The organism is Staphylococcus intermedius NCTC 11048, from assembly GCF_002902385.1.
In the GTDB taxonomy this organism is placed as follows: Bacteria; Bacillota; Bacilli; order Staphylococcales; family Staphylococcaceae; genus Staphylococcus; species Staphylococcus intermedius.
In genome coordinates this window covers 1-256 of the sequence record NZ_PPQH01000096.1, presented here as the reverse complement: position 1 = coordinate 256, position 256 = coordinate 1, and the positions used below count along the sequence as shown (strand labels likewise).

General features: G+C 43.0%; 1 rRNA gene. It reads left to right on the top strand.

Annotated features, from left to right (window positions below):
- Window positions 1-139: 139 nt before the first annotated feature.
- Window positions 140-254, top strand: a 5S ribosomal RNA gene (gene rrf / locus CD138_RS12780).
- The last annotated feature ends 2 nt before the right edge of the window (window positions 255-256 follow it).

The window sequence follows — 256 nt, the reverse complement described above, 5'->3', positions numbered from 1 at the left end:
GAGGTGGAAGCGTAGCGATACGTGGAGCTGACGAATACTAATCGATCGAAGACTTAATCAAAATAATTGTTCATAAGGTAATGCTTGTGATTGATATACTTACTATCTAGTTTTGAATGTATAACATTCTACAACTTAATCTGGTGCCAATGGCAAAGAGGTCACACCTGTTCCCATGCCGAACACAGAAGTTAAGCTCTTTAGCGCCGATGGTAGTCGGACTTACGTTCCGCGAGAGTAGGACGGTGCCAGGTTA